The organism is Litchfieldella rifensis (assembly GCF_042646605.1).
Classification (GTDB): domain Bacteria; phylum Pseudomonadota; class Gammaproteobacteria; order Pseudomonadales; family Halomonadaceae; genus Litchfieldella; species Litchfieldella rifensis.
The window spans coordinates 289,193-310,107 of the sequence record NZ_JBHRUG010000031.1; the positions used below are offsets into that span (position 1 = coordinate 289,193).

Consider the following 20,915-nt stretch of genomic DNA (forward strand, 5'->3'; position numbering starts at 1 on the left):
CTCGACTTTCTACGGACCTTGCAGGGCTTCCAGACGAGCGCTGAGGGCGACCTGATTCTGCCGTAACTCGGTCAATGCCGCCTCGCTGCTGTTCAAGCGGCTGCGCAAGGCTTCCAATGCCTCACGGTCATTATTGCGTTGTTCCTCCAATGCCTCAACCGTGCTGATCAATGTTTCCAGTTCCTGTTCCAGACGCTGCTGTCGGTCGGGGTCCAGTGTCGGTATGGCTGCCACCCGTTCTTCAAGTTCTCGCTGCGCCTGGCGCAGCTCTGCGTGGGTGTCTTCGGTATGTTCGAGACGTCGCTCATGATCCCGCTGGGTTTGACGTATCGCCGTCTGATTTTCCTCGGTATTTTCGAGACGCTCGTCGTGGCGTCGCTGCGCCGCATCGAGACCGCTCAGGCGAGTCGCCAGGGCTGCCCTGCCTTCGTCGCCGGCACGTTCCAGGGCATCGAGTGAGTTACGGGTGGCGGTCACCACCGACTCCAAGGTGTCGAGACCCGCACTGAGGTCGTCCAGGCGCTGCGTGAGCGATGCCAATTCGCTGTCATCGACACTGGCCTGACGCACCGAATCGAGGAGGCGTTCCTGCTCCTCCACACGCTCGCGCAGGGAGCGCTGGTTGTCGGCCAGCGTTTCCAAGCGGGCTTCCAGGGTATCGACACCGCCGAGGCGTTCATCATCGAGCGTATCGAAGCGGGCATGGACATTGGAGAGTTGGCCTTCCAGACGGTGAACTTCCTCCAGCATGGCCTGACGCTCCAGCCAAGCCAGATAGGCAAACCCGCCTAGTGCCATGCATAACAGCAGGACCAGGCACCACAGTGGCCATAACCGGGGCGGGGGTGGATAACGCCATCGATGGGCCGTCACACTGGCTTCGGCATCCGGGACGATAGGGGGCGAGAGACGCTCTTCCTCCGGGCGCTCAGCCATAGAGACACTCCTTGAACCATGCACGGACGAGGCAGCGACACTTTGTCATCGTGGGGGGCGTTACTTTGTCCGAGTGACGCTATCGGAATTGGCGAGCATACCCCAGGGTGCTATGATGCCGCGACACCACCTTCGCAGATGCTTGGTATTGTAAGGTTTTTTTAGCCCGGACGGATAGCGGGCCAAGTCGTTTGATATCTTGCCCACCCCTTGACGACCGCGGCAGGAAGCCCCATAACACCAAGCGCTGTTTCCATTGGTGACAAAAAGGAGCAAACCATGGCATTTGAACTTCCCGCCTTGCCTTACGAGAAGAACGCGTTGGAACCGCATATCTCCGCCGAGACCCTCGAGTATCATTACGGCAAGCACCATCAAGCCTACGTGACCAAGCTCAATGAGCTGGTCGAAGGTACGGCCGACGCCGGCAAATCTCTGGAGGAGATCATCAAGTCGTCTTCCGGCGGTCTTTTCAACCAGGCAGCTCAGGTGTGGAATCACACTTTCTACTGGCATTGCCTGTCACCCAATGGTGGCGGTGAGCCGACCGGCGCCCTGGCCGACGCCATCAATGCCAAATTCGGCTCCTTCGACAAGTTCAAGGAAACCTTCAACGCCCAGGCAGTGGGCAACTTCGGCTCCGGCTGGACCTGGCTGATCAAGACCGACGATGGGGGCGTGGACATCGTCAACACCAGTAACGCCGATACGCCGATCGCTCACGGCCAGACCCCGCTGCTGACCATCGATGTGTGGGAACACGCCTACTACATCGATTATCGCAATGCGCGTCCCAAGTATCTGGAGAACGTCTGGAAACTGCTCAACTGGGACTTCGTCGCCCAGAACTTCAGCTAAGGTCCAGACCCTGGCGTGTCGTGATCCGCGGCATGCCAGGCCGACAGAGAAAAGGCCCCGCCATGGCGGGGCCTTGCTGCATTGGACCGAACGCTCCCTAGGGGTCGGCGCGCCGACCGATGCCGCGGTAGGTCAGGCCTCGCGCCGCCACATAGTGCGGGTCGAAGATATTGCGACCATCGAGTACCAGGCGTTCGTGGAGCATTTCCCTGAGGCGTCGCCAGTCAGGGTTCCAGTAGCATTTCCACTCGGTAACCAGCATCAGGGCGTCGGCGCCTTCGCACGCCTGATACGGATCGTCCGGACACAGTGTCATCAACTCATGCGCGCCGAAATGTGCCTCCAACGAGGCCAGCGCGGCCGGATCGTGCAACCTGACCTGGACGCCCTGAGCCCACAGCGCTTCCAGTAGCGTCAGCACCGGAGCATGGTCGATGCGTGCCGTACCCGGTTTGAAGGCGACCCCCCAGATCGCTATCGTGCGCCCTTCCAGTTGCCCGTGGAAGTGGGCCCACAGTTTGCGGAACAAGGTCTCCTTCTTGTGCTCATTGATATCCAGCACGCGATCGAGCAGGGCCGAAGCCCGCCCGCTGGCCGATTGCACATCGGCCAAGCGCATCAGGTCTCGTGAGAAATTGGGGCCACCGAAGCCGCAGCCGGGATACAGATACTCGTAACCGATGCGGGTGTCCGCCCCCATACCCTGGCGCACATGCTCGACATCGACAGCGAGTGAATCGGCGAGGCCGGCGATCTCGTTCATGTAGCTGATGCGTGTGGCCAGCATGCCGTTGATGGCCAGCTTGGTCAGTTCCGCTGCCCGACGCGGCATGCGCTGGAAGGTGTCCTGGCGACGGTTGAACGCTCGCAGCAATTCCCGTACCTGGATGGCCGCCTGGTCATCCTCACAACCCAGCAACCAGCGCGAGGGACGAGTGAAGACCTGCCAGGCACGCCCTTCCTCGAGCATGTCAGGCAGTGCGACCGCCACCTGGCCGACATGGCCGAGCAGCGATTCAAATTGCTCGGTCGTCCCCACCGGGAAGGTGGAATTGTTGACCACGACCAGCGGGCTGGTTTGTCGACTGGCCAGGGTCGTCACCAGCGTCTCGGCATCACTGCGCTGGTCCGGAGCGAGTGCCAGCCACAGGATATCGATGTCCTCGACACTCGAGCTATCGCTGGGCAGCGCATCGAAGATGCGCAGCGTGCCGCTCTGGCATGCGGCCTGCAGATGCACGAGCAGTTCGGGTTCGCGAGCCAGCCATTCGGCCTCGTGCAGCACGGCCCAGGGTTGCTCGTCGTGGGGTATCCAGTTCACCTGATGGCCGACGTTGGACAGCGCCGCCGCCGCTGTCGCCGAGGCCAGCTCGCTGCCATGAACCATGACGTGCATCGGGATCTACTCCTGATCGTTGGCGTAACGGGACAGCAATTCACCAAACTCACGCCCATGTTTGGGATGGCGCTTGGCGAAGGCCAGGATCGCTTCCAGATAGCCGAGTTGATGGCCACAGTCATAGGTCGCGCCTTGCATGCGATAGGCGGCAACGCCGGTCTGTCGGTGCAGGGTGTCGATGGCATCCGTCAACTGGATCTCGTTACCGGCGCCGGGAGGCGTTCGGGCCAGTAGCGGGAAGATCTCCCCTGGCAACAGGTAACGACCGATCACCGCCAGTGTGGAGGGGGCTTCCTCGACCGCAGGCTTTTCGACCACACTGGTGATGGCAGCCGATTGCCCGGGTGCCAGATCGGGATCGTCGAGGGCGACGATGCCGTACTTGTAGACCAGCTCACGTGGCACGTTTTCGACCATGATCTGTGCCTGGCCACTGGCATCGAAGGCATCTATCATGCCGGCCAGGTCATTGCGCGCCAGGCCCCGGTCATCGACCAGTACATCGGGTAACAACACGGCGAAAGGCTCATGGTCACCAACGATGGGGCGGGCGCAGAGTACGGCATGTCCGAGCCCCAGGGGCTCTGGCTGGCGCACGCTGATGATCTTCACATCCTCGGGAATGATATTGCGTAGTTCCTCGAGCAATTCGTGTTTGCCCTTCGCTTCGAGCGTGTTCTCCAGTTCAAAGTGCTTGTCGAAGTGGTTCTCGATAGCCGCCTTGCTGGAGTGCGTAACCAGCACGATTTCCTTGATCCCGGCGGCCACGGCCTCTTCCACCACGTACTGGATCACCGGCTTGTCGACGATGGTGATCATTTCCTTGGGAATCGCCTTGGAGGCCGGCAGGCAGCGAGTGCCGAAACCGGCGACGGGGAGAACGGCCTTGCGAATCATCACGGGTCCTTCCTGGTCGGTGGATTCATCATGGAGTATGTCACAGCCCTGCTTATCCACGAGCTGTGAACAAGTGCGAGATGGCGGATCGATCCGGTCGCTCGATGACGCCCTGCTCACAGACGATAGCATCGATCAGCGATGCCGGGGTGACATCGAATACCGGGTTGTAGATATCGACCCCTGACGGTGCCACGGCGCGCTCGCCCTGGTGGGTGAGCTCACGGGCGTCGCGGCTCTCGATGGGAATCTCGACGCCGCTGGCCAGTCCCAGGTCGAAGGTACTCGACGGTGCCACGACCATCACCTTGACGCCGAAGTGACGCGCCTGGACGGCCAGCGCCAGGGTACCGATCTTGTTGGCGACATCGCCGTTGGCGGCAACCCGGTCGGCACCGACGACGAGCCAGCCGATCCGGCCCTGTGCCATCAACAGCGAGGCAGCGGAGTCGACCGCCAGGGTCACGGGAATCCCCTCCTGCTCAAGCTCCCAAGCCGTCAACCGTGCCCCCTGCAGCCAGGGTCGCGTTTCGTTGGCATGCACCCGGGTGATCAGCCCCCTGCCCCAGGCACTGCGAATCACGCCCAGCGCCGTGCCGTGGCCACCGGTGGCCAGCGCGCCGGTGTTGCAGTGCGTCATTACCGCACAGGGAGCGCTGCGGGCGATCAGGTCGGCCCCCAATTCTCCCATGGTCAGGTTGTCTTCGAGGTCCTGGCGATGGATCGCGCGTGCGGCTTCCAGCAATGCCGCGACCGGGGCCGCTTCGGTATGCTGGTGGGCGGCGATGATCTCGCGCATATGCTTCAGGGCCCAGAACAGGTTGACAGCTGTGGGGCGCGATTCTGCGAGAGCCGTCATGGCGGACGCCAGCCGCGCTTGCCATGAATCATTGCCCTCCTCCAGCGCGGCCAGTACCACGCCGTAAGCGGCGGTAATGCCGATCGCCGGCGCACCGCGCACCACCATCTCGCGTATTGCCGTGGCCGCTTCGGCGGCGCTGGTCACGACCAATGTCTGGTGGCGATCAGGCAGGGCTCGCTGGTCGAGCAGTTCCAGGTGGCCATCGTCACACCAGCGAATCGGGGTAATGGAAGATGCGGACATGGTCTCTCCTGAAAGGCTCTCGAACGCGATGGGAAACCGGCAACGAGAGCGGGTAGAATGGCGCCATCATACCGAAGGAGTCTTGCGATGCCATCCACCGCACCGCGCGAAGTCGACCTGCTGATCGAGGCCCGCTGGGTGTTACCCATGAGCGAGGGGCTCCCGACACTCGAAAATCATGCCGTCGCCATGCATGAGGGACGCCTGTTGGGCCCCTGGCCCAACGCCGAGGCTCACCGGCATGTTCGACCGCGACGGGTCCTGCGACTGGAGCGTCATGCCCTGTTGCCGGGGCTGATCAATGCTCACAATCATGCCGGCATGAGCCTGATGCGTGGTTTCGCCGACGATCTTCCCTTGATGACCTGGCTTCACGAGCATATCTGGCCGGCCGAGGCCGCGCATGTGAACCCCGACTTCGTCGCCGCGGGAACACGCCTGGCCTGTGCCGAGATGTTGCGTGGTGGCACTACGACCTTCGCGGACATGTACCTCGCGCCGGAAGCGGTGGCCGAGGTTGTCACCCATGTGGGCATGCGGGTTCAACTCTGCACGCCGTTGATCGATTTTCCCACTCCCTGGGCAGCCGACTTCGTCACAGGGTTGGCGAAGACCGAGTCGCTGCTCGAACGCTATCGTGGACATCCGCGCATTTCCCTGGCGTTGGGCCCCCATGCGCCCTACACCGTCAGCGATGATAGCCTGGGGCGTCTGCGGGATGCGCGTCAGCGCCTCGCTCTGCCAATCCAGATGCATGTCCACGAAACCGCGGACGAAGTCGAACAAGGGCTGGCCAAGGATGGCAAGCGACCGCTCACGCGCTTGTTCGACGCCGGCCTGCTGGGCCCCGACTTTCAGGCCGTGCATATGACTCAGGTCGACGACGAGGACCTGGCGATCCTGCGCGAGACCGATACCCGTGTTGTCCATTGCCCGCAATCGAACCTCAAGCTTGCCAGTGGCTTCTGCCCAGTAGCACGCCTGCTCGAAGCGGGGATCACCGTGGCCTTGGGGACCGACGGCGCCGCCAGCAACAACGACCTGGACATGTTCGATGAGATCAAGTGCGCTGCGCTGCTGGCCAAGGGAGCCAGCGGCAATGCGGCGGCGCTACCCGCCATGGCCGCGCTGGCGATGGCCACCCGGGAAGGGGCGAAGGCGCTCGGGATGGGGGCACGGATCGGCCAGCTCCGGCAGGGCTTCGAGGCGGATGTGATCGCGGTCGATCTGGAGCGTCTCAACACGTTGCCGGTACACCATCCGGCATCGGCGGTGGTCTATGCCATGCAAAGCCAGCAAGTGAGCCATGTCTGGATCGGTGGGCAGCCGCAGCTTGTCGATGGCGAGTTCCAGACACTCGACATCGAGGCGGTGATCGCCGCCACCCAGCGCTACCAGGACGCCATGGCCACCACTCGGAAACAGGGAAAGCAATGACATGACGACAGCACGAGACAGCCAGCATCGCCACAACGTCGATCACGCCGAAATCGCCAAGTTCGAGGCGCTGGCCAGTCGCTGGTGGGACAAGGAAGGCGAGTTCAAGTCACTGCACGACATCAACCCGTTGCGCCTGGACTTCATCGAGTCGCGCGCCGGGCTGGCCGGCAAGACGGTCATCGATGTCGGCTGTGGCGGCGGCATCCTGAGCGAGGCCATGGCCCACCGAGGCGCCCGGGTCACCGCCATCGACATGGGCGAGGCGCCGCTGGAGGTGGCCCGTCTGCACCAACAGGAAAGCGGTGTCGACGTCGACTACCGACAGGCCAGTGCCGAAGAGATGGCCGCTGCGCACCCCGGCGAGTTCGATGTCGTTACCTGCCTGGAAATGCTCGAACACGTGCCCGATCCTCAGTCGGTAGTGCGGGCCTGTGCCACGCTGGTCAAGCCCGGCGGTCAAATCTTCTTCTCGACCATCAACCGCAATCCCAAGGCCTATGCTTTCGCGGTGCTCGGCGCGGAATACGTCTTGCACCTGTTGCCCAAGGGAACCCACGAATATCGCAAATTCATTCGTCCGGCGGAACTCTCGAGCTGGTGTCGAGCGACAGGGCTGAAAGTGTGCGAGCAAAGCGGCCTGGTCTATAACCCCGTCACGCGTCGTTACCGGCTTGCTCCGCGCGACGTTTCGGTCAACTATCTGATGCATTGCCGACTGGAGATGCCGTGATGGGCGATACGCCGACGCTGCCCCGCGCCCTGCTCTTCGACCTCGATGGCACCCTGGTCGATACCGCCCCGGACCTTGCCCGGGCGACCAATGCACTGCGAGCCCATCATGGCCTCACCGCCTTGCCCTACCCGGTGATTCGTGCCCAGGTCTCCAACGGCGGCAGCGCGTTGGTCCGACTCGCTCTGGGTCTGGACCACGAGGCCGATGGCCACGCCGAAGCCCGGGCCTTTCTACTCGATGCCTATGGCCGCGACGTTGCCGCCGAGAGTCGGTTGTTCCCTGGTCTGGAAAGCCTGATCGTTGCCTGGTCCGCGCCCCCTCGGGCGTGGGGCATCGTCACCAACAAGCCGCGCGCTTATGCCGAGCCATTGATCGAGGCATTGCAGCTGACCCCGGGAGCCCTGCTGTGTGCCGATGACCTGCCTGTCAGGAAGCCGGCCCCGGAACCACTATGGGAAGCGGCACGTCGCCTCGGGGTCGCGGCCGACGATTGCTGGTATATCGGCGATCACCGGCGCGACATGCAGGCGGCTCGGGCGGCGGGCATGGTGGGCATCGCCGTAGGATATGGCTATCTGGAGGAAAACGACGACATCCATGCCTGGCCGGCAGATGGCTGGTTCGACACCCCCCAGGCACTGGTCCGGGCGCTGCAGGGCGCATGATGACACTGCGCGCCTCCAAGGGGGCGGAGGCACGCACGGGAATCGGTGACGATGGTTCGCGGCCGACGCCCGATCATGCTCCCTCGGGCTGGGCGTCGAAGCGCTCACCGGTGTGGCCGCGGCTGTCGGGGCCCATCAGCCACAGATAGGTCGGCATGATTTCTTCGGGGTTGCGCAGCTTGTCGGGATCCTCGCCAGGATACGCGGTCTTGCGCATCTGTGTGCGGGTGGCGCCGGGGTTGAGGCTGTTGACCCGTATCGTAGTCAGGTTGTCCAACTCGTCGGCCAGCACTTCCATGAAGCCCTCGGTGGCGAACTTGGAAACGGCATAGGCCCCCCAAAAAGCACGCCCTCTACGCCCGACGCTCGAAGACGTGAAGATCACCGACGCATCATTCGCCGCCTTCAGCAGCGGCAACAGCGCCTGGGTCATCCACACCGGGCCATTGAAGTTGACCTGCATCACCTGATCCCAGAGCTCGGGATTGTACTGTTCGAAGGGCGTGATACGGCCCAGCAATCCTGCATTGTGCAAGAGGCCATCGAGACGGCCGAACTCCCTGTCCAGCGTCTCGGCCATGTCATGGAAGTCCTTGAGGGTGGCGCCTTCGAAGTTCAGCGGGAAGATGGCGGGTTGCGGTCCACCGGCAGCCTCGATCTCGTCATAGACCGTTTCCAGCTTGGCGATGGTGCGTCCCAGCAGAATCACCGTTGCGCCATGGCGGGCATAGGCCAGCGCGGCAGCACGGCCAATGCCGTCACCGGCGCCGGTCACCAGAATCACGCGGTCGGCGAGCAGGTCCGCCGGCGCTTGGTAATCGATCTTGCAACTCATCAATGTTCCTTTTGACGACAAAGAACGCTAAAACCCGGACTGATTGAGGAAGTCGTTGGCCAATCCCGCAGCGCTGCTCTCAGGGTAGTCATTGCGCACGCGGGTCAACAATTCCCGGCTGGCATCGGGCTGGCCCTGGCGAGCCCGCAGCAGTCCCAGCTTGTAGAGGGAATCAGGCACCTTGCTGCTCTGCGGGTAATCATTGATCACTCGCTCGAAGGCGCGCGCTGCCGGTTCGAGGTCGGATTGGGCCGAGTACAGCTCACCCAGCCAATAATACCCGTTGGCGGTCAGGGTAGTGTCAGGATAGTTGTTGACAAAGGCCTCGAAGGCCTGAATGGCTGCCGGGAAATTGCGATCCTGGACATGTTGGAAGGCCTGCTGATAGGTGGCCTGGGCATCGGCAGTGGGATTGCCGGGGCCACTCGGCGCCGTAGCCACATCACGGGCGACATCGGCATCTACCTGGCTATCGGGGCTAGGCCTACCGCCTAGGCCGCCGCCGCCTCCACCAGCCATGAAGCGCTCTTCCAGATCGAGATAGCGCTCCTGGGAAAGGCGCCGCAGCTGCTCCACCTGATAGCGCAGCTCTTCGAGCTGGCCACGCAACTGTTGGATTTCCTGTTGATTTTCCTGCAGCTGATTGAAGAGGATCAGGTTGCCACCGGCCTCTTCGCGAGCTTCGGTTTGTTCGTAGAAGCTTCGCGGCTGTGCCGTGAGGTCTTCCACTACGGGGGCGGCCCATACGGACAACGGGAGCACCAAGGCTCCCGCGCCGCACAGTCCTTTCAGACTGCGTTTCATGCTTCACTCCATCGGAGCCTAGTCACACGGTTCTCAGTAAGAGAATACCACACGACGGTTTTGCGCGTAGGCGTCTTCGCCATTACCACGGACGGCGGGACGCTCTTCGCCATAGCTGACGATCTCGAACTGTGACGGCGACACACCCTGTACGGTCAGGAAGCGCTCGACGGCCTTGGCCCGGCGCTCGCTCAACGCCATGTTGTATTCCCGGGTGCCGCGCTCATCGGTGTGCCCCTCCAGCACCACAGTGACATTGCCGTTGCTGCGCAGATATTGCGCATGGGCGGTCAATACCGACTGGAATTCGCTGCGAATCTGGTCGCTGTCAAAATCGAAATAGATGGTGCGCACATCGGGAATGCGGCCCTGCTGCCCGGCCTGCATGCCGGCGCCGCCCTGCTGACCGGAAGTCATGCCCTGGCCGCTCATGCTGCCAGTGCCGATGCCGTTGCCTGCGGTGCCATCCATGGCCCCATCCTGGGTACCGCCGCTGCTGGAACAGCCGGCCACGAAAGCGAGGGACAGGGCGACTGCCAGGCTCTTGGCGTACGGTTTGAATTGCATTGTCAACTCCTTGCTAGGATTGAATGACACGGGTCGTCGAATGACATTAGTTCAAGAACGGTGACCACGCGGGTTCGCGCACATCACCCTGTGCCGCGGGCAGCAGGAACGAGGCTCTGCCGTCTGCCGACACCGCTCCCAGCACTCCCCTGTTTCCCTGCTGGGTAGCGAAGATTACCATGCTGCCATTGGGCGCGACACTGGGCGATTCGTCCTGGCTTGAGTCGGTCAGAGTCACCAGGCGATCGGTCTCCAGATCCTGTTTGGCAACCTGATAACCATTGTTGCTACGGTGGATCAGAAACAGCGATTCACCGTCAGGAGAATACCGCCCACGCGAATTGTAATTGCCGGTAAAGGTTATGCGTTCCGCCTGCCCGCTGGCAATATCGTAGCGGTATAATTGTGGCCCACCACTGCGGTCGGAGGTGAAGACGAGGCTGTTACCGTCCGGCGACCAGCTGGGTTCGGTATCGATGGCATCGTTATTGGTCAGGCGCTGGAAGTTGCGGCCAGCGATATCCATCACATAGATTTCCGGCTGCCCATCCTTGGATAGTGACATCGCCAGTTTGCGGCCATCCGGCGACCAGGCCGGCGCGCCATTGATGCCAGGGAATGACGTTGCCCGGATGCGCTGGCTCGAGGCCAGGTCCTGGATGTAGATCGCCGGACGTTCGGTTTCGAAGGACACGTAAGCCAGTTTGTCCCCATCCGGCGACCAGGCCGGCGATAGAATAGGCTCTCCGGACGTCAGGATTTCCTGACTGTTGCGGCCATCGGCATCGGCTACATAGAGGCCATAGCGGATGTTGTCACCGCTTCCCTGGGACGTCACGTAGGCGATCTTGGTGGAGAAGGCACCACGTATGCCGGTAATCGCCTCGTAGATCTTGTCGCTGATGAGATGCGCCGCACTGCGTAGCTGGTCAGGGTTCGTGGTGATGTACTCGCCGAGCATGCGCCGCTCGCCATAGACGTCCAGCAACTCGTACTGGACCTGGTAACCGGGGCCTTCCTGAGTGACTTGCCCCACGACCAGATAGTCGCTGTCTACGGCCCGCCAGTCACGGTAGTTGACGTTGGCGCTGCTGTTGGGGCGAGAAATCAGCGAATTTCGCGCTAGCGGCTCGAATTGACCGCTGCGTTCGAGGTCGTCGCTGATCACCTGGGCGACGTCCTCGGGCAATGAGATTCCGCCTTCGGCAGCGAAAGGTACGATGGCAATGGGTGTGGCACGGTCGCTGCCACGGGTAATCTCGATGGTCAGGTCGGCCTGGGCCTGAACACCGATCATCATCAGCATCACGCCCAGCCATAGGGTCACATAACGTTTCATCAGCGGACATCCCCCGGTTGGAATCTCAAATTGAATTGACGGAATTCACGTTGCGTGGTGACGGGCAAACGCCTCAGCTCCGAGAACGGTTCCGCTCGCTGTACCGCTTGTAGTGCGGATTGGTCAAAGGCACTGTTACCACTGCTTTGGCTGATGGTGGCATCGAGCAGTTCACCCGAGGGGCCAAGCCGGACCGAGATCACTGCCAGCACACCGTCGGTGCTGCCTGGCGGAATCGACCAGGACTGTTCCACTGCCTGCCTGACCAGGTTGATAAAGCCATTGGCCGCTTCTTGCCCCTGGGCAGCATTGGCCACCGACTCTCCCGCAATGGCTTGTTCGAGGCTTTGATTGGCAGCAGCTTCGGCGGCACGCTGGGCGGCTTCCGCCTGACGTTGACGCTCGGCTTCCGCCTGGCGCTGGCGCTCGGCCTCCTCCGCCTGACGTTGACGCTCGGCTTCCGCCTGACGCTGGCGCTCGGCCTCCTCCGCCTGACGTTGACGCTCGGCTTCCGCCTGGCGCTGGCGCTCGGCTTCCGCCTGACGTTGACGCTCGGCTTCCGCCTGGCGCTGGCGCTCGGCCTCCTCCGCCTGACGTTGACGCTCGGCCTCCTCCGCCTGACGTTGACGCTCGGCTTCCGCCTGGCGCTGGCGCTCGGCTTCCGCCTGACGTTGACGCTCGGCTTCCGCCTGACGTTGGCGCTCGGCCTCCTCTGCCTGACGTTGACGCTCGGCTTCCGCCTGACGCTGGCGCTCGGCCTCCTCCGCCTGACGTTGGCGCTCGGCCTCCTCCGCCTGACGTTGGCGCTCGGCTTCCGCCTGGCGCTCGGCCTCTTCCTGCTGGCGACGCTGGGCCTGCTGCTCGGCTTCCTCGGCACGGCGTTGTGCTTCGGCTTCGGCCTGTTGACGTGCGGCTTCCCGCTCGCGCTGGGCGGCTTCCCGCTCGGCTTCCCGCTCGGCTTCTGCCTGGGCGCGCTGTTCCTCGGCGCGGCGCTCAGCCTCTGCCTGTTCGGCTGCCTGACGTTCGGCCTCTTCGGCCCGGCGAGCGGCCGCTCGCTCACGGGCTTCCTGGGCGCGTTGTGCCTGGTCGGTAGTGGTTTCGGTACTGACCAACGTCGCCTGAACGATCGACGACGAGGTCGGCTCGGGCTCCCCCGTCGGCAGGCTGATCGTACTCAGTATCACCATCAACACATGCAGTCCGATGGCGAGTACCGTCGGCAGGACATAGCCTACACGCCGATCGTGTCTGGCCATGACGAATCCTCAAGTCTCACTGGAATCACGGGTGGGCGGCTCGGAAATCAGCCCGACATTCGCGACACCGGACATCTGCAGGGTGCTCATCAGGGTGACGACCTGGCCATAGGAGGCGTTGCGATCGCCGCGCACCATCACCGGCGTATCCGGACGCCGGTCAAGGATGGTGATCACACGATCGGCGATGTCATCCAGCGATACCGGGGACTCCTCATCGCCCACCGAAATGTAGTACTGACCATCGCGATCCACCGAGACCACGATAGGTTCGCGGTCCTCCACATCCTCGATGGGTTCGGAACTCACCTGCGGCAGATCGACCTGCACTCCCTGGGTCAGCATCGGCGCCGTGATCATGAAGATCACCAGCAGTACCAGCATCACGTCGATGAAGGGCACCACATTGATTTCGCCCATTGGCTTACGGCTGCCGCCGCGATGGAACGGTCCATGCGTCATCATTGTTCCCCCTCAGGCCGCGTCACTGTCAGCACGACCTTGCAGGTTACGGTGCAGTATCGAATGGAATTCCTCGGCGAAATCTTCGTACTTGCCCAGCAACTTGTTGGATTCAGACGACAGCCGGTTATAGAAGATGACCGCCGGGATGGCCGCGAACAACCCCATGGCGGTCGCGATCAGGGCTTCGGCGATCCAGGGAGCCACCGTGGATAGCGTGGCTTGTTGCGCCAGGGACAGGCTCTGGAAGGAGCCCATGATGCCCCACACGGTACCGAAAAGGCCGATATAGGGGCTGGCCGATGCCACGGTGGCAAGGAATACCAGGTGCATGTTCAGGCGCTCTTCCTCACGCGACCAGGCAACTCGCATGCTGCGCTGCACACCGTCGAGAATCGCCTGTGGGCTGCGGGTCTTGGGCAGCAAGCGGTTGAACTCGCGGAAACCAGCCCGGAAGACATGCTCGGCACCGACGGTTTCCTGTTCGGAGGGAGTCTCGCGGTAGAGTTCATTCAGGTCGACGCCGGACCAGAAACGCTCTTCGAAGACTTGATGAGCCTTTCTGGCACGACGGATCACGAAGCTGCGCTGAAAAATCACGATCCAGGAGATGATCGAGCCCACCAACAGTATCAGCATGACGAGCTGCACGATGAAACTGGCGTTCACGATCAGATGGGGAATGGACATGGGGTCGTTCACGGGCATCCTCGTCTGTCTTGCAAATTAACCATTGAAAGCCGCGGCGAGCGCCGACGGCCAGCGTGTTGGCTTGAGCCGGGTCGCATCCAGGCAGGCGATGTCGACCTTGGCATCACAAAGGGGTTCCCCGCGACACGTGACTTCCTGGCGAAAACTCAGCCGGCAGGAGGTATGCGTTTCGACGTCGGCGCTGACCAGCAGGCTATCGTCGAGGCGGGCGGGCTTGGCAAAGCGACATTCCAGACGGTGCACGACCAACTGGATGCCGGCCTCGAGCAGTTCGCGTTGCGTGATCCCGAACCGTCGGAGCCATTCACTGCGTGCCCGCTCCATGTACTTGAGATAGTTCACGTAGTAGACGATGCCTCCCGCATCGGTGTCTTCGATATAGACGGTTACCGGCCATCGGAAGCCCTGCATCACGTCGCCCCATCGCTCGTTTGCGGCACGCTGTCGTCCGCCGCCAATCCGAAGTGCAGATAGGCCGAGCGAGTGACGACTCGTCCCCGCGCGGTACGCATCATGAAACCCTGCTGAATCAGGTAGGGTTCGATGACGTCCTCGATGGTGTCGCGCTCTTCGCTGATCGCGGCGGCCAGTGAATCGACGCCCACCGGCCCGCCATCGAACTTCTCGATCATCGCCAGCAACAGGCGACGGTCCATGTGATCGAGGCCATGGCGATCGACATGCAGCATGTTCAAGGCGCGGTCGGCGATCTCGGCATCGAGGCGACCGTCACCGCGCACCTCGGCGAAGTCGCGTACACGACGCAGCAGGCGATTGGCGATGCGCGGCGTGCCGCGTGCGCGGCGAGCGATCTCGGTCGCCCCATCGCGGTCGGCTTCGACTCCCAGGAGGCGAGCGGAACGTGCGACGATTTCGGTCAACTCTTCGATACTGTAGAACTCCAGGCGCTGGACGATGCCGAAGCGATCACGCAGCGGCGAGGTCAACAATCCCGCGCGGGTCGTGGCGCCTACCAGAGTGAAACGCGGCAGATCGAGCTTGATGGAGCGAGCCGCCGGCCCTTCACCGATGACGATGTCGAGCTGGAAGTCTTCCATGGCGGGATACAGCACTTCCTCCACCACCGGCGACAGGCGATGTATCTCATCGATGAACAGCACGTCGCCGGGCTGCAGGTTGGTGAGCATGGCAGCCAAGTCGCCGGCACGCTCGAGCACCGGTCCGGAAGTCGACTTGATGTCCACCTCCATCTCGGTGGCGATGATGTTGGCGAGTGTCGTCTTGCCCAGTCCTGGTGGTCCGAACACCAGGGTATGATCGAGGCTCTCGTCGCGTCCACGAGCCGCGGTGATGAAAATATCCAGCTGCTCACGCACCCCGGCCTGACCGATATAGTCCGTCAGTCGGCGTGGGCGAATGGCATGATCGACTCGCACCTCGCCGTCTTGCGGCTGGGCGGCGATCAGTCGATCACTTTCGATCATGGGGCATTCCCTTCATCGACATGTGCCTCTGCTTTCGTCCATGTCAGCCTGCCAGCTTGCGGGCCAGCGCAGCCTTGATCAAGGCCTCGGTAGACAGTCCCGCGTCCAGTCCGGACAGCATCCGTGTGGCTTCCGTCGGCTTGTAACCCAGCGATACCAGTGCCGCCTCGGCGTCAGCCAGCGGGTTCGCGCTCGGAGCCACGGCGCTGGCACCCTGTTCGGTCAGGCCATCCAGCGTGTCGCGCGTCCAGTGCGGGAAGCGGTCACGCATCTCGATGATCAGGCGCTCAGCGGTCTTCTTGCCGACACCGGGCAACCGGGTCAGTGCCTTGACATCGTCGTCCATGACACAGCGGATGAACTGCTCCTCTTCCATGCCGGACAGGATCGCCAGGGCCAGCTTGGGGCCGACGCCATTGACCTTGATCAAGGCGCGAAACAGGGCACGCTCCTGCTCACGGCCAAAACCGTAAAGCAGGTGCGCATCCTCGCGCACCGTCAGGTGAGTGAAGACCTGCACCGTCTCGCCGGGGCCGGGCAGCGCCACCAGGGTGTTCATGGACGCTTCGAGTTCGTAACCGACACCGGCCACATCGATGACCAGCCAGGGAGGATGTTTCTCCAGCAGAGTGCCGCGCAGGCGTCCTATCATGGGTATCGCACGATCCAGTGAATGGTTGCAGGCCACTATACTCATCGCCCAAGCGACTGGCCAGAGCTTATCTCAAACGCTGTTTGATAACCTTGTCGAGCAGGATGACCAATGCCCGTCAGCTGGGACGGAAATCCCGCCAGCGTTTGGCCTTGCCCTGCCCGCCTCGCCGACCGCCGTAGCTGCCGGTGCGCACCAACCCCAGTCGCGCATGAGCATGGGTCAAGGCGATGGCCAAGGCATCGGCGGCATCGGCCTGAGGGGTGCCGTCGAGGCCCAGGATGGCGGTGACCATATGCTGGACCTGATGCTTGTCGGCATTCCCGGTACCGGTCACCGCCTGCTTGATCTGGCGAGGCCCGTACTCGCTGACCGGCAAGCCATGATTGGCGGCGCACACGATGGCCGTCCCCCGGGCCTGACCCAGTTTCAGCGCCGAGTCGGCATTGTTGGCCATGAAGACCTGCTCGATGGCGAATTCCCCCGGCCGATGCACGGCAATCAACTCGCTGATGCCGGCATACACCTGGGCGAGCTTCTGGGCCAGGTCATCGGCCTGAATGCGAATACAGCCGCTGGCCACATAGGTCGGTTTGACGTCGCTGACATCGATGACGCCGTAGCCGGTAAGCCGCGAACCGGGATCGATGCCGAGGATCAACATCGGCGCCTCGTCTTACTCCAACTGCTCGAGGACATCATCAGCGAAATCGGCGTTGGAATAGACATTTTGCACATCGTCGAGGTCCTCGAGCATGTCGAACAGCTTGGTGATCTTCTGCGCCAGTTCGATATCGTTGATGGGCGTGTAGTTGTCCGGGTATAACCCCACCTCGCTGGACAGAGGCTCGATGCCAGCAGTGGCCAGGGTATCCTTGACGGCGCCGAAGCTCTCCGGGGTGGTGACGATTTCAAGCGTCCCATCCGGCTGACTCACGATATCCTCGGGCTCTGCCTCGAGCGTCGCCTCGATGGCAGCCTCTTCGCTAATACCTTCCGGCAACAGCACACGGCCCTGCTTATGAAACATGAAGGCCACCGAGCCGGGGGTCCCCAGGTTGCCGCCGTTCTTGGAGAAGGCATGGCGGACTTCCGATACGGTGCGATTGCGGTTGTCCGTCAGGCATTCGACCAGCACCGCCACGCCTTCGGGGCCGTAGCCCTCGTAGACGATTTCTTCCATGCTGTCGGCGTCGGCGTTGCCGGCCCCACGATCGATGGCGCGCTGGATGGTGTCCTTGGTCATGTTGTTGGCCAGCGCCTTGTCGATCGCCGCGCGCAGGCGAGGATTGTCGGCCGGCTCACCACCGCCGTGGCGAGCGGCTACGGTCAGCTCGCGAATCAGCTTGGTGAAGATCTTGCCGCGCTTGGCATCCTGGGCCGCCTTGCGATGCTTGATGTTGGCCCATTTACTATGACCTGCCATAAAAACACTCCCGTCATACGCTGCCGGCGCCCTAGGGCGCCGGCAGCATGGTTGACTTGGCAACGTCGCGTCCGTCTCCGCCGGTGCCTTACTCGCCGGCCGTCTCGGTCTTGGCCTTGTGGCGCAAACGGATATTGAGCTCCTTGAGCTGCTCGCCGGAGACGTCGCCCGGGGCGTCGGTCATCAGGCAGGCAGCGCTCTGAGTCTTGGGGAAGGCGATGACTTCGCGGATGGTACGGGCACCGCTCATCAGCATCACCAAACGGTCGAGGCCGAAGGCCAGGCCTCCATGAGGCGGCGCGCCGTACTTCAGGGCCTCGAGCAGGAAGCCGAACTTCTCGTTGGCTTCGCTCTCGTCGATCCCCAGGACTTCGAGCACCGCACGTTGCATGGCCTGATCGTGGATACGGATCGACCCGCCACCGAGCTCGGTGCCGTTCAGGACCATGTCATAGGCACGCGAGAGTGCCTCGATGGGGTTGGCCTTGAGCGTTTCGACGTCGCAGGAAGGTGCCGTGAAGGGGTGGTGCAATGCCTGCATGCGGGCACTGCCATCGTCCTCGAACATCGGGAAATCGACGACCCACAGGGGTGCCCACTCTGTTGTATAGAGGTCGAGGTCCTCGCCCAGTTTGACGCGTAGCGCCCCCAAGGCCTCGTTGACGACCCGCGCCTTGTCGGCACCGAAAAAGATGATATCGCCATCGCGGGCATCGACACGATCGAGGAGCCGTTCGACAACATTCTCCATGAACTTGACGATCGGCGACTGCAAGCCCTCCAAGCCCTTGGCGCGCTCGTTGACCTTGATCCAGGCCAACCCCTTGGCGCCATAGATGCCGACGAACTTGGTGTAGTCGTCGATCTCCTTGCGCGACAGCTTGGCCCCACCCGAGACCTTGAGCGCGGCAACGCGACCGTCGCTGGCCTGGGCCGGTCCGGAGAATACCTTGAAGTCGACCTCCTTCATCAGGTCGTCGATCCCCACCAGTTCCAGCGGGATACGCAGGTCGGGCTTGTCGGAACCATAACGCTCCATGGCTTCAGCGTAGGGCATGCGCGGAAAATCCGGCAGTTCGACTTCGAGCACGTCCCGGAACAGGCTGCGAATCATCGATTCGGTGATGCCCATGATGTCGTCTTCTTCGACGAAGGACGCCTCGAGGTCGATCTGGGTGAACTCCGGCTGGCGGTCGGCACGCAGATCCTCGTCGCGGAAGCACTTGGCGATCTGGTAGTAGCGGTCGAAGCCCGACACCATCAGCAACTGCTTGAACAGCTGCGGCGACTGCGGTAGAGCGAAGAAACTGCCGGCATGGGTCCGGCTGGGCACCAGGTAGTCACGAGCCCCTTCCGGCGTGGCACGCGTCAGGATCGGTGTCTCGATATCCAGGAATCCCTGGCTTTCGAGGAACGCCCTTACGCTGTGCGAAATCCGCGAACGCAGACGCAGCTTGTCGATCATTTCCGGACGACGCAGGTCGATATAGCGGTACTTGAGACGCACCTCCTCGCCGACCTTGCCATGCTCATCGAGCTGGAACGGTGGGGTTGCGGCGATGTTGAGGATCTCGACGTCCTTGGCCAGCACCTCGATCATGCCGGTCGGCATGTTGGGATTCTGGGTCCCTTCCGGACGCAGGCGAATACGCCCCTGAATGCGCAGCACGAATTCGTTGCGTGCCCGGTCGGCATTGGCGAAAGCCTCGGCGGTATCGGGGTCGACCACGACCTGAGCGATGCCGTCACGGTCACGCAGGTCGAGAAAGATCACCCCGCCATGGTCACGGCGGCGGTGCACCCAGCCGCACAGTGTGACCTGCTGGTCCACCAGAGTTTCGTTGAGCTGGCCGCAATAATGGCTGCGCATGTCAAATCCTGTTCTGTTGCGTTGTCTGAAATTCGTCGTGGTCGGAGCGACCGGCATCGACGCCGGTCTGACTCTCAAGCGGAGGCTGCCGTGCCGCTTTTGTCGGATGCCTTGGGCGCGACGCTATCCTTGGCGCCATCCCCGGCCAGGTTCTTCTTGCTGCCCGACTTGAAATCGGTCTCATACCAGCCACCGCCGGCCAGGCGAAAACCGGCGGCCGACACCAGGCGTGACAGCTCGGCGGCGTCACAGCTCGGGCAATCGGTCAGCGGCGCGGCACTGATCTTCTGCAGTTTTTCCAGACGATGGCCACAGGCCTTGCACTCATATTCATAGATCGGCATGGTTTTCATCACCCTCGGATACGAAAACGCCTGTAATAACGTGATAGCAGATGCATCACGCAGACTCTGACTGGCAACTGGCAATATGTGGCCACTCGTCGTACTTTCCAAGCTGAACCTGAAAGCCCAGTATTATAGCGTGTTGCGCCCCCCGGCGGGCAAGTTGGCGCTTGCGATGCCATGAAATAAGGAACCCTGATCATGAAAGCCGTGATTCTCGATGCCGCCAGTCTCGGTGATGATATCGATCTCTCACCCTTGCGTGAGCAGGTCGAGACTCTGGAGGTCCACGCCACGACCGCGCCAGAGGAACGCCTCGCGCGCCTCTCCGGCACCCAGGTCGCCATCGTCAACAAGGTGGTGCTGGACGCCGAGGTACTCAAGGCGCTGCCCGACCTCGAGCTGATCTGCGTGCTGGCCACTGGAACCAACAATATCGACATGGATGCCGCCGAACGTCTCGGCATCGCGGTCAGGAATGTTACCGCCTACGGTACTCAAAGCGTGGCGCAGCACACTCTGATGCTGATGCTGGCCCTCGCCAACCGCTTGCCGCTGTACCAGCGTGACGTGGCCGCCGGGCGCTGGGGAGAGAGCGCCTTCTTCTGCCTCATGGACCACCGCACCCTGCAACTCGCCGGCAAGCAGTTGGTGATCGTCGGCCAGGGAGCGCTGGGACAGCAAGTGGCGACACTGGCCGATGCCTTCGGAATGCGCGTCAGCTTCACCGCCCGCCCCGGCAATGAAGCCAATGACCGCCGCCCTGCGCTCGCCGAGGTGGCGGCAGATGCCGACATCGTCAGCCTGCACTGCCCACTGACGGCAGACACCCGACACCTCATCGATGCCGCCATGCTGGCTCGCATGAAGTCCGATGCACTGTTGATCAACTGTGCTCGTGGCGGAATCATCGACGAATCGGCGGCACTGGAAGCCCTGCGTAGTGGGCATCTGGGCGGGCTGGGTGTCGACACCCTGCCCGTGGAACCGCCCCGCGAAGGCCATCCCTTGATTGCAGCGCTCGCGGAGCCGCTCAATCTGATCGTCACTCCCCACAATGCCTGGATCACTCCCGAGGCACGCGCCAACGTGGTCCGTCTTACCAGCGACAATCTGCGTCGATGGAGAGACCAGAACGAGCAAGGCTGATGCCATCGAGACAATGCCCCTA

At 62.5% G+C, this 20,915-nt stretch carries 23 protein-coding genes; 5 read left to right on the forward strand and 18 right to left on the reverse strand.

The genetic code is table 11. The features are described from left to right. Positions 1-9 precede the first annotated feature (9 nt). Positions 10-936: a hypothetical protein gene (locus ACFOEV_RS17110; protein WP_386776093.1), complete on the reverse strand. Its 927-nt coding sequence runs from the start codon at positions 934-936 to the stop codon at positions 10-12. 279 nt (positions 937-1,215) lie between these two features. Here ACFOEV_RS17110 and ACFOEV_RS17115 point away from each other — a divergent pair, with 279 nt between their 5' ends. Beyond that, positions 1,216-1,794, forward strand: a complete 579-nt coding sequence (locus ACFOEV_RS17115; protein WP_386776094.1) for a superoxide dismutase — start codon at positions 1,216-1,218, stop codon at positions 1,792-1,794. Positions 1,795-1,891: 97 nt separating this feature from the next. Here the strand turns inward: ACFOEV_RS17115 and ACFOEV_RS17120 are convergent, their stop codons facing one another. From ACFOEV_RS17120 to mtnA, 3 genes are read right to left on the reverse strand one after another with little or no spacing between them, the layout of a single operon-like run. Next, positions 1,892-3,190, reverse strand: a complete 1,299-nt coding sequence (locus tag ACFOEV_RS17120) for a nucleotide sugar dehydrogenase (protein WP_386776095.1) — start codon at positions 3,188-3,190, stop codon at positions 1,892-1,894. Positions 3,191-3,196: 6 nt separating this feature from the next. Continuing rightward, positions 3,197-4,090, reverse strand: coding sequence for a UTP--glucose-1-phosphate uridylyltransferase GalU (gene galU, locus ACFOEV_RS17125; RefSeq protein ID WP_386776327.1), 894 nt, complete (start codon positions 4,088-4,090; stop codon positions 3,197-3,199). A 52-nt stretch (positions 4,091-4,142) separates the two neighbouring features. Continuing rightward, a complete protein-coding gene (gene mtnA, locus ACFOEV_RS17130) occupies positions 4,143-5,195 on the reverse strand; it encodes an S-methyl-5-thioribose-1-phosphate isomerase (RefSeq protein ID WP_386776096.1) in 1,053 nt (350 codons plus the stop codon). Positions 5,196-5,282: 87 nt separating this feature from the next. Between mtnA and ACFOEV_RS17135 the strand changes: the two genes are divergently transcribed. From ACFOEV_RS17135 to ACFOEV_RS17145, 3 genes are read left to right on the forward strand one after another with little or no spacing between them, the layout of a single operon-like run. Next, positions 5,283-6,632, forward strand: coding sequence for a TRZ/ATZ family hydrolase (locus ACFOEV_RS17135; protein WP_386776097.1), 1,350 nt, complete (start codon positions 5,283-5,285; stop codon positions 6,630-6,632). Position 6,633: 1 nt separating this feature from the next. Further along, on the forward strand, positions 6,634-7,365 hold the full coding sequence (gene ubiG / locus ACFOEV_RS17140) for a bifunctional 2-polyprenyl-6-hydroxyphenol methylase/3-demethylubiquinol 3-O-methyltransferase UbiG (RefSeq protein ID WP_386776098.1): 732 nt from the start codon (positions 6,634-6,636) through the stop codon (positions 7,363-7,365). Then, positions 7,365-8,033, forward strand: a complete 669-nt coding sequence (locus tag ACFOEV_RS17145) for an HAD family hydrolase (protein WP_386776099.1) — start codon at positions 7,365-7,367, stop codon at positions 8,031-8,033. The genes ubiG and ACFOEV_RS17145 overlap by 1 nt, the downstream gene beginning before the upstream one ends. A gap of 73 nt (positions 8,034-8,106) precedes the next feature. On the opposite strand, the gene ACFOEV_RS17150 is transcribed toward ACFOEV_RS17145, so the two are convergent. The 14 genes from ACFOEV_RS17150 to ACFOEV_RS17215 form a co-directional block, all read right to left on the reverse strand. Then, entirely contained in the window at positions 8,107-8,868 is a 762-nt protein-coding gene (locus ACFOEV_RS17150) for a YciK family oxidoreductase (RefSeq protein ID WP_386776100.1), read from the reverse strand. A 27-nt stretch (positions 8,869-8,895) separates the two neighbouring features. Further along, on the reverse strand, positions 8,896-9,672 hold the full coding sequence (gene ybgF / locus ACFOEV_RS17155) for a tol-pal system protein YbgF (RefSeq protein ID WP_386776101.1): 777 nt from the start codon (positions 9,670-9,672) through the stop codon (positions 8,896-8,898). A 33-nt stretch (positions 9,673-9,705) separates the two neighbouring features. Beyond that, positions 9,706-10,239, reverse strand: coding sequence for a peptidoglycan-associated lipoprotein Pal (gene pal / locus ACFOEV_RS17160; RefSeq protein ID WP_386776102.1), 534 nt, complete (start codon positions 10,237-10,239; stop codon positions 9,706-9,708). 46 nt (positions 10,240-10,285) lie between these two features. Further along, positions 10,286-11,578, reverse strand: a complete 1,293-nt coding sequence (tolB, locus tag ACFOEV_RS17165; protein ID WP_386776103.1) for a Tol-Pal system beta propeller repeat protein TolB — start codon at positions 11,576-11,578, stop codon at positions 10,286-10,288. Next, positions 11,578-12,834, reverse strand: a complete 1,257-nt coding sequence (gene tolA, locus ACFOEV_RS17170) for a cell envelope integrity protein TolA (protein ID WP_386776104.1) — start codon at positions 12,832-12,834, stop codon at positions 11,578-11,580. The genes tolB and tolA overlap by 1 nt, the downstream gene beginning before the upstream one ends. Positions 12,835-12,843: 9 nt before the next feature. Next, on the reverse strand, positions 12,844-13,299 hold the full coding sequence (gene tolR / locus ACFOEV_RS17175; protein ID WP_386776105.1) for a protein TolR: 456 nt from the start codon (positions 13,297-13,299) through the stop codon (positions 12,844-12,846). Between the two features lie 9 nt (positions 13,300-13,308). Beyond that, the gene (tolQ, locus tag ACFOEV_RS17180; RefSeq protein ID WP_386776106.1) at positions 13,309-13,998 is read right to left on the reverse strand and encodes a protein TolQ; all 690 of its coding nucleotides are present in this window, start codon (positions 13,996-13,998) and stop codon (positions 13,309-13,311) included. A gap of 24 nt (positions 13,999-14,022) precedes the next feature. Then, positions 14,023-14,418 carry a tol-pal system-associated acyl-CoA thioesterase gene (gene ybgC / locus ACFOEV_RS17185; RefSeq protein ID WP_386776107.1) on the reverse strand — a complete coding sequence of 132 codons (396 nt, stop codon included), beginning with the start codon at positions 14,416-14,418 and terminating at the stop codon, positions 14,023-14,025. Then, on the reverse strand, positions 14,418-15,452 hold the full coding sequence (gene ruvB / locus ACFOEV_RS17190) for a Holliday junction branch migration DNA helicase RuvB (RefSeq protein WP_386776108.1): 1,035 nt from the start codon (positions 15,450-15,452) through the stop codon (positions 14,418-14,420). Before ruvB ends, ybgC begins: the two co-directional genes overlap by 1 nt. A gap of 43 nt (positions 15,453-15,495) precedes the next feature. Further along, positions 15,496-16,104 (reverse strand): Holliday junction branch migration protein RuvA, encoded by a 609-nt coding sequence (gene ruvA / locus ACFOEV_RS17195; RefSeq protein WP_386776109.1) that lies wholly within the window; start codon positions 16,102-16,104, stop codon positions 15,496-15,498. Between the two features lie 118 nt (positions 16,105-16,222). Beyond that, complete coding sequence (ruvC, locus tag ACFOEV_RS17200; RefSeq protein WP_386776110.1) at positions 16,223-16,768, reverse strand: crossover junction endodeoxyribonuclease RuvC; 546 nt, start codon at positions 16,766-16,768, stop codon at positions 16,223-16,225. 12 nt (positions 16,769-16,780) lie between these two features. After that, positions 16,781-17,530 carry a YebC/PmpR family DNA-binding transcriptional regulator gene (locus ACFOEV_RS17205; RefSeq protein WP_386776111.1) on the reverse strand — a complete coding sequence of 250 codons (750 nt, stop codon included), beginning with the start codon at positions 17,528-17,530 and terminating at the stop codon, positions 16,781-16,783. An 88-nt stretch (positions 17,531-17,618) separates the two neighbouring features. Then, on the reverse strand, positions 17,619-19,400 hold the full coding sequence (gene aspS, locus ACFOEV_RS17210) for an aspartate--tRNA ligase (protein ID WP_386776112.1): 1,782 nt from the start codon (positions 19,398-19,400) through the stop codon (positions 17,619-17,621). A gap of 74 nt (positions 19,401-19,474) precedes the next feature. Next, complete coding sequence (locus ACFOEV_RS17215) at positions 19,475-19,744, reverse strand: FmdB family zinc ribbon protein (protein ID WP_386776113.1); 270 nt, start codon at positions 19,742-19,744, stop codon at positions 19,475-19,477. 201 nt (positions 19,745-19,945) lie between these two features. On the opposite strand from ACFOEV_RS17215, the gene ACFOEV_RS17220 reads away from it, so the two are divergent. Further along, positions 19,946-20,893, forward strand: a complete 948-nt coding sequence (locus ACFOEV_RS17220) for a D-2-hydroxyacid dehydrogenase (RefSeq protein ID WP_386776114.1) — start codon at positions 19,946-19,948, stop codon at positions 20,891-20,893. Positions 20,894-20,915: the final 22 nt, after the last annotated feature.